The organism is Hydrogenophaga sp. (assembly GCF_041633695.1).
Lineage (GTDB): Bacteria > Pseudomonadota > Gammaproteobacteria > Burkholderiales > Burkholderiaceae_C > Hydrogenophaga.
The window spans coordinates 1-6,312 of sequence record NZ_JBFJMY010000244.1 but is presented as its reverse complement, the minus strand read 5'-3'; the positions used below and the strand labels follow the sequence as shown (position 1 = coordinate 6,312).

The window sequence follows — 6,312 nt, the reverse complement described above, 5'->3', positions numbered from 1 at the left end:
GGCCTGGACATTCCCATCAACGGCATGTTCGTGCTGGCGCTCACGGCGGTGGTCACCTGCGGCATTCTGATTGCGATGCACAAGAGCCGTTGGGGCCTGCGGGTGCGGGCCACGGTGAGCAACCGCGTGATGGCCAATGCCATTGGCATCGACACCAAGAAAACCGACCGCCTGACCTTTGCCATCGGCTGCGGCATCGCCGGTGTGGCGGGTGCCGCCTTCACCACCATCGGCTCCACCGGCCCCACCTCGGGTTCGCTCTACATCGTGGACGCTTTTCTGGTGGTCACCTTCGGCGGCGCGGCCAGCCTGCTGGGGACTGTCGTCTCGGCCTTCGGTATTGCGCAGACGCAGTCGATCACCGAGTTTTTCCTGGCCGGCTCCATGGCCAAGATGATCACGCTCTCCCTGATCGTGGTGATTCTGATGCTGCGCCCGCAGGGCCTCTTTGCCTCCAAGGTCCGCCGATGAGCGCATGCATGAACCTCCTGCGCGAACCGATCTCGCGCCTGCGGTCCTCGCCGTACGGGTGTACGGCTCCGGTCCTCAACGCGACCTCGGCCCGCTCGCTACGGTTCCTGCACGCCCTCATACCTCTCAAAACCGGAGTCTCGTCATGAACGCCCTGAAAGCCTGGATTGCCCGCTACCAACTCGCCAGCCTGGTGCTGCTCACGGTGCTGCTGGCGGTGGTGTTGCCGCTGGCGCTCGACATCTTCCGCCTCAACCTGGTGGGCAAATACCTCACCTATGCCTTCGTGGCCATCGGCCTGGTGATGCTCTGGGGTTATGGCGGCGTGCTCAGCCTGGGCCAAGGGGTGTTCTTCGGCCTGGGCGGCTACGCCATGGCCATGTTCCTCAAGCTCGAAGCCTCCGACCCCGAGACCACCAAGATCCAGTCCACGCCCGGCATTCCCGACTTCATGGACTGGAACCAGATCACCGAGCTGCCCGCGTTCTGGGTGCCGTTCAAGAGCTTTCCGTTTGCGCTCGCCGCCGTCATCGTGGTGCCCACGCTGCTGGCCTGGCTCGTGAGTTTCGCCATGTTCAAGCGCCGTGTGGGCGGCGTGTATTTCGCCATCATCACGCAGGCGGTGGCGCTCATTCTTACCGTGCTCATCATCGGCCAGCAGGGCTATACCGGTGGCGTGAACGGCATGACCGATCTCAAGACCCTGATGGGCTGGGACACACGCACCGACAGTGCCAAGTACATCCTGTACTACATCTGCGTCGGCCTGCTGGTGTTCTCCATCGTGGTCTGCCGCTGGATCCAGACCAGCAAGCTCGGCACCCTGCTGCTGGCCATGCGCGACAAGGAAGACCGGGTGCGTTTCTCGGGCTACGACGTGGCCGACTTCCGCATCTTCGTGTTCTGCCTGGCGGCTGCGCTCTCCGGCATCGGTGGCGCGCTGTTCACGCTGCAGGTGGGCTTCATGTCGCCCAGCTTCGTGGGTATCGTGCCTTCGATCGAGATGGTGATCTACGCCGCCGTGGGTGGGCGCATGAGTCTGGTGGGTGCGGTCTACGGCACGCTGCTGGTCAACGCCGGCAAGACCTTTTTCTCCGAGAGCTTTCCCGATCTGTGGCTGTTCCTCATGGCCGGCTTGTTCATCGGCGTGACCATGGCCTTTCCCATGGGCCTGGCTGGCTTGTGGGAGAGCCACATCGTGCCCTGGTGGAAGTCGCGTCGCGCCGCGTTGCGCAAGGCTTCAGCGGTCCGTCCTCAGCCACCCTCGCCACCGCCCCACGCGCCAGCAAAGCCGTCTATCGCGTCCGCGTCCGCCACCGGGGTGAAGCTGCCCGAAGGCACCAGCGGCCAGAGTGTGTAGCCCCACCGGAGAACCGCCATGAGCAACACCGACTTCGCCCTCTCCGTGGAAGACCTCACTGTCTCCTTCGATGGCTTCAAGGCCATCGACGACCTCACGCTGTACATCGACAAGAACGAGCTGCGCGTGATCATCGGCCCCAACGGCGCGGGCAAGACCACACTGCTGGATCTGATCTGCGGCAAGACCAAGGCCAGCGCGGGCAGCATCAAGTTCAAGAACGAAGAAATCATCCGGATTCAGGAGCACAAGCGCGTGCGCCTGGGCATTGGGCGCAAGTTCCAGACGCCCTCGATCTACGAAAACCTGTCGGTGTTCCAGAACCTGGAGGTGTCTTACCCATCGGGCCGCTCGGTCTGGGGTGCGCTGGCCTTCAGTTGCACCGACGAGATCGGCGCACGCGTGCAGGCCGTGGCCGAAGACATCGGCCTGGGCGACAAGCTGGAGACCGAGGCCGGCCTGCTCTCGCACGGGCAAAAGCAGTGGCTGGAGATCGGCATGCTGCTGATGCAGGAGCCCGAGTTGCTGATGCTGGACGAGCCGATTGCTGGCATGAGCGCGCGTGAGCGCGACCTCACCGCCGAGCTGCTGCAACGCATCTGCCAGAACCGCGCCGTGATCGTGATCGAGCACGACATGGAGTTCGTCAAGAAGATCGCGCACAAGGTCACCGTGATGCACCAGGGAAAGATCCTGGCCGAAGGGCCCATGGACCAGGTGCAGGCAGACCCCAAGGTCATCGACGTGTATCTGGGGCATTGAAATGCAACACCCCCCGCGCCGCTTCGCGTCTCCCCCCTCTCTCGCCTTCGGCGGGAGGGGGGCGGCATCTTGGGCCGGCGGAGCCGGATCCTCGATGCCTCTGGACGGGCGTTGCTGCACGCGTTGCGGATCGTTTTCCTAAACAAGGATTCAACATGCTGAAAGTCAAGGATCTCGTCGTCGCCTATGGCCAGAGCGAGGCGCTGCACGGCATTTCGTTCGAGACGCGCGAGAACGAGTGCGTGGCGGTCATGGGCCGCAACGGCATGGGCAAGACCACGCTGTTCAAGAGCCTCATCGGCATCCTGCCGATCAAGACCGGCCACATCTCGGTGGCTGGGCAGGAGGTCTCGCAATTGGAGAGCTATCAGCGCGTGGCCAAGGGCATTGCCTATGTGCCGCAGGGCCGCATGATTTTCCCCACGCTCACGGTCGAAGAAAACATACAGACCGGGCTGGAGAACGCGAAAGACAAGCGCATTCCCGACGAAATTTATGCCCTGTTCCCGGTGCTGTGGGACATGCGCCGCCGCAAGGGCGGCAACCTCTCGGGCGGCCAGCAACAGCAGTTGGCGATTGCGCGCGCACTGGTCACCGACCCCAAGGTGCTGCTGCTCGACGAGCCCACTGAGGGCATACAGCCCTCCATCATCAAAGACATCGCCAAGGCGCTGAACGAGATTCGCAAGATGCGCAAGATCACCATCGTGGTCTCCGAGCAGGTGCTCTCGTTCGCCATGGACGTGGCCGACCGCCTGTTCGTGATCGAAGGCGGCCGCCTGGTGCACGAAACCGAGCGTGGCGACACCGACCAGCAGCGCATCAAGTCCTACCTCTCGGTGTGACGCCTGCGCGTCCCATTCCTCTTCCGCTTTTCCGCTTCCCCTTCCACCCACAAAGGAGCAAACCATGGCCGAAACCCTGATCAAGGTCGATCTCACCCAGTCGCCGCTGGACAACGAGAACATCCACAACCGCTGGCACCCGGACATCCCCATGGCCTGCTGGGTCAAACCGGGTGACGAGTTCATTCTGGAAACCTTCGACTGGACCGGCGGCTTCATCCAGAACAACGACAGCGCCGACGATGTGCGCGACATCGACCTCTCCACCGTGCACTACTTGAGTGGCCCGGTGGGTGTGAAGGGCGCCGAGCCGGGCGACCTGCTGGTGGTCGATCTGCTCGACATCGGCGCCAAGGACGACAGCCTCTGGGGCTTCAACGGCTTCTTCAGCAAGAAGAACGGCGGCGGCTTCCTGACCGAACATTTCCCGCAGGCGCAGAAGTCGATCTGGGACTTCCACGGCATGTTCACCAGCTCGCGCCACGTGCCCGGTGTGAAGTACGCCGGCCTGATCCACCCCGGCCTGATCGGCTGCCTGCCCGACCCCCAGATGTTGTCGATGTGGAACGAGCGCGAACAGGCGCTGATCGATTCCGACCCCGCCACCAGCGGCCTGGCCAACCCGCCTTTCGCCGGCACCGCCCACATGGGCAAGATGACAGGCGCTGCCCGCGACAAGGCCGCCGCCGAAGGCGCGCGCACCGTGCCACCGCGCGAACACGGCGGCAACTGCGATATCAAGGACCTCTCGCGCGGCGCCAAGGTGTTCTTCCCGGTCTACGTGGAAGGCGCTGGCCTCTCCGTGGGCGACCTGCACTTCAGCCAGGGCGACGGCGAAATCACGTTCTGCGGCGCCATCGAAATGGCGGGCTGGGTGCACATGAAGGTCACGCTCATCAAGGGCGGCATGGCCAAGTACGGCATCAAGAACCCGATCTTCAAGCCCAGCCCGATCACGCCCACCTACAACGACTACCTGATCTTCGAAGGCATCAGCGTCGACGAGAGCGGCAAGCAGTACTACCTGGACGTGAACGTGGCCTACCGCCAGGCCTGCCTGAACGCCATCGAGTACCTGAAGAAGTTCGGCTACTCGGGCGCCCAGGCCTATTCGATTCTCGGCACCGCACCGGTGCAAGGCCACATCAGTGGCGTGGTGGACGTGCCCAACGCCTGCGCCACGCTTTGGCTGCCCACGCAGATCTTCGACTTCGACATCAACCCGAACGCGGCCGGCCCGATCAAGCACCTCGACGGCTCCATCCAGATGCCGCTGTCGCCGGACGTGAAGTGAGCGCAGCGCCATGCCCACCTACGACTACGACTGTCCGGCCTGCGGCGGCTTCGATGCGTTCCGTCCCTTGAGCGAACGCAACGAGCCCGCCGCCTGCCCGGGCTGCGCCACCGCTTCACCGCGTGTGTTCGTCACCGCGCCGCGCCTGGCGCTCATGGACGGTGGCATGCGCAGCGCCATGGGTGTGAACGAGCGAGCGCGGCACGAGCCCAAACGGTCGGGCGACTACGGACGCCTCAAACACCCGGCGGGCTGCGGCTGCTGCAGCACCAGCCGCAGCAAGGCCACGGTCACCGCGCCCAATGGTGCCAAGGCATTTCCCAGCAAACGCCCCTGGATGATCAGTCATTAGATCTCCACCCGATGCGCCTCCTCAGGGTTCCGCGGTGCCCTGGATGGGGCTGCCTCAGGCCTGCCTTTTTCGAATTCCACAGGAGTATTGAGCCATGATGCACGGCGACATTTCGAGCAGCAAGGACACGGTCGGTGTGGCCGTGGTGAACTACAAGATGCCTCGGCTGCACACGCAGGCCGAGGTGCTGGACAACGCGCGCAAGATCGCCGACATGGTGGTGGGCATGAAGTCCGGCCTGCCGGGCATGGACCTGGTGATCTTTCCCGAGTACAGCACCCACGGCATCATGTACGACGCCCAGGAGATGTACGACACCGCCTCCACCGTGCCGGGTGCCGAGACCGCGATCTTTGCCGATGCCTGTCGCAGGGCCAAGGTCTGGGGCGTGTTTTCACTCACCGGCGAACGGCACGAGGAGCATCCCCACAAGGCGCCGTACAACACGCTGATCCTGATGAACGACCAGGGTGAGATCGTGCAGAAGTACCGCAAGATCATGCCCTGGGTGCCCATTGAAGGCTGGTACCCAGGCAACACGACCTATGTGAGCGAGGGTCCCAAGGGTCTGAAGATCAGCCTCATCATTTGCGACGATGGCAACTACCCCGAAATCTGGCGCGACTGCGCCATGAAGGGCGCCGAACTCGTCGTGCGCTGCCAGGGCTATATGTACCCGGCCAAGGACCAACAGGTGCTCATGGCCAAGGCCATGGCCTGGGCCAACAACTGCTACGTGGCGGTGGCCAACGCCGCCGGGTTCGACGGCGTGTATTCCTATTTCGGGCACAGCGCCATCATCGGGTTTGACGGCCGCACCCTGGGCGAGTGCGGTGAAGAAGACATGGGCATCCAGTACGCCGCGCTCTCCAAGAGCCTGATCCGCGACTTCCGGAAAAACGGGCAGTCGGAGAACCATTTGTTCAAGCTGCTGCACCGGGGCTATACCGGCGTGATCAACTCGGGCGATGGCGACAAGGGCGTGGCGACTTGTCCGTTTGGCTTTTACAGCGACTGGGTGAACGACCCGGCGGGCACGCAAAAGGCGGTGGAGGCCATCACCCGCCCCATGATCGGCACCGAGGAGTGCCCGATCGATGGCATTCCCAACCCGGAAGTTGTCTAGCGGGCCCTAGTGTCCTGTCCCGCAAATAACTTGCATATGAAACCGCGTCTTCACACCCAGGGCTGCGTTGCCAATCCTCGCGATAGCACAAGCTATCGCTGC

The 6,312-nt window shown here is 63.5% G+C and carries 6 protein-coding genes and 1 pseudogene; all 7 read left to right on the top strand.

Annotation, left to right across the window (positions count from 1 at the left end; translation table 11 throughout):
* Positions 1–471 (top strand): annotated as a pseudogene (locus ABYB95_RS14770) (urea ABC transporter permease subunit UrtB); the annotation flags it as partial.
* A gap of 145 nt (positions 472–616) precedes the next feature.
* Positions 617–1,831: an urea ABC transporter permease subunit UrtC gene (gene urtC, locus ABYB95_RS14765; protein ID WP_372659331.1), complete on the top strand. Its 1,215-nt coding sequence runs from the start codon at positions 617–619 to the stop codon at positions 1,829–1,831.
* An 18-nt stretch (positions 1,832–1,849) separates the two neighbouring features.
* Positions 1,850–2,593, top strand: a complete 744-nt coding sequence (urtD, locus tag ABYB95_RS14760; RefSeq protein ID WP_372659330.1) for an urea ABC transporter ATP-binding protein UrtD — start codon at positions 1,850–1,852, stop codon at positions 2,591–2,593.
* A gap of 155 nt (positions 2,594–2,748) precedes the next feature.
* Positions 2,749–3,438: an urea ABC transporter ATP-binding subunit UrtE gene (gene urtE, locus ABYB95_RS14755; protein ID WP_372659329.1), complete on the top strand. Its 690-nt coding sequence runs from the start codon at positions 2,749–2,751 to the stop codon at positions 3,436–3,438.
* A gap of 64 nt (positions 3,439–3,502) precedes the next feature.
* Positions 3,503–4,732, top strand: coding sequence for a formamidase (gene fmdA, locus ABYB95_RS14750; protein WP_372659328.1), 1,230 nt, complete (start codon positions 3,503–3,505; stop codon positions 4,730–4,732).
* A 10-nt stretch (positions 4,733–4,742) separates the two neighbouring features.
* On the top strand, positions 4,743–5,084 hold the full coding sequence (locus tag ABYB95_RS14745; protein WP_372659327.1) for a zinc ribbon domain-containing protein: 342 nt from the start codon (positions 4,743–4,745) through the stop codon (positions 5,082–5,084).
* A gap of 94 nt (positions 5,085–5,178) precedes the next feature.
* Entirely contained in the window at positions 5,179–6,210 is a 1,032-nt protein-coding gene (locus tag ABYB95_RS14740; RefSeq protein ID WP_372659326.1) for an aliphatic amidase, read from the top strand.
* Positions 6,211–6,312 lie beyond the last annotated feature (102 nt).

Coding starts and splice junctions, on each gene's coding strand:
- urtC (WP_372659331.1), top strand. CDS start 617: ATGAACGCCCTGAAAGCCTGGATTGCCCGCTACCAACTCGCCAGCCTG.
- urtE (WP_372659329.1), top strand. CDS start 2,749: ATGCTGAAAGTCAAGGATCTCGTCGTCGCCTATGGCCAGAGCGAGGCG.
- fmdA (WP_372659328.1), top strand. CDS start 3,503: ATGGCCGAAACCCTGATCAAGGTCGATCTCACCCAGTCGCCGCTGGAC.
- urtD (WP_372659330.1), top strand. CDS start 1,850: ATGAGCAACACCGACTTCGCCCTCTCCGTGGAAGACCTCACTGTCTCC.
- ABYB95_RS14740 (WP_372659326.1), top strand. CDS start 5,179: ATGATGCACGGCGACATTTCGAGCAGCAAGGACACGGTCGGTGTGGCC.
- ABYB95_RS14745 (WP_372659327.1), top strand. CDS start 4,743: ATGCCCACCTACGACTACGACTGTCCGGCCTGCGGCGGCTTCGATGCG.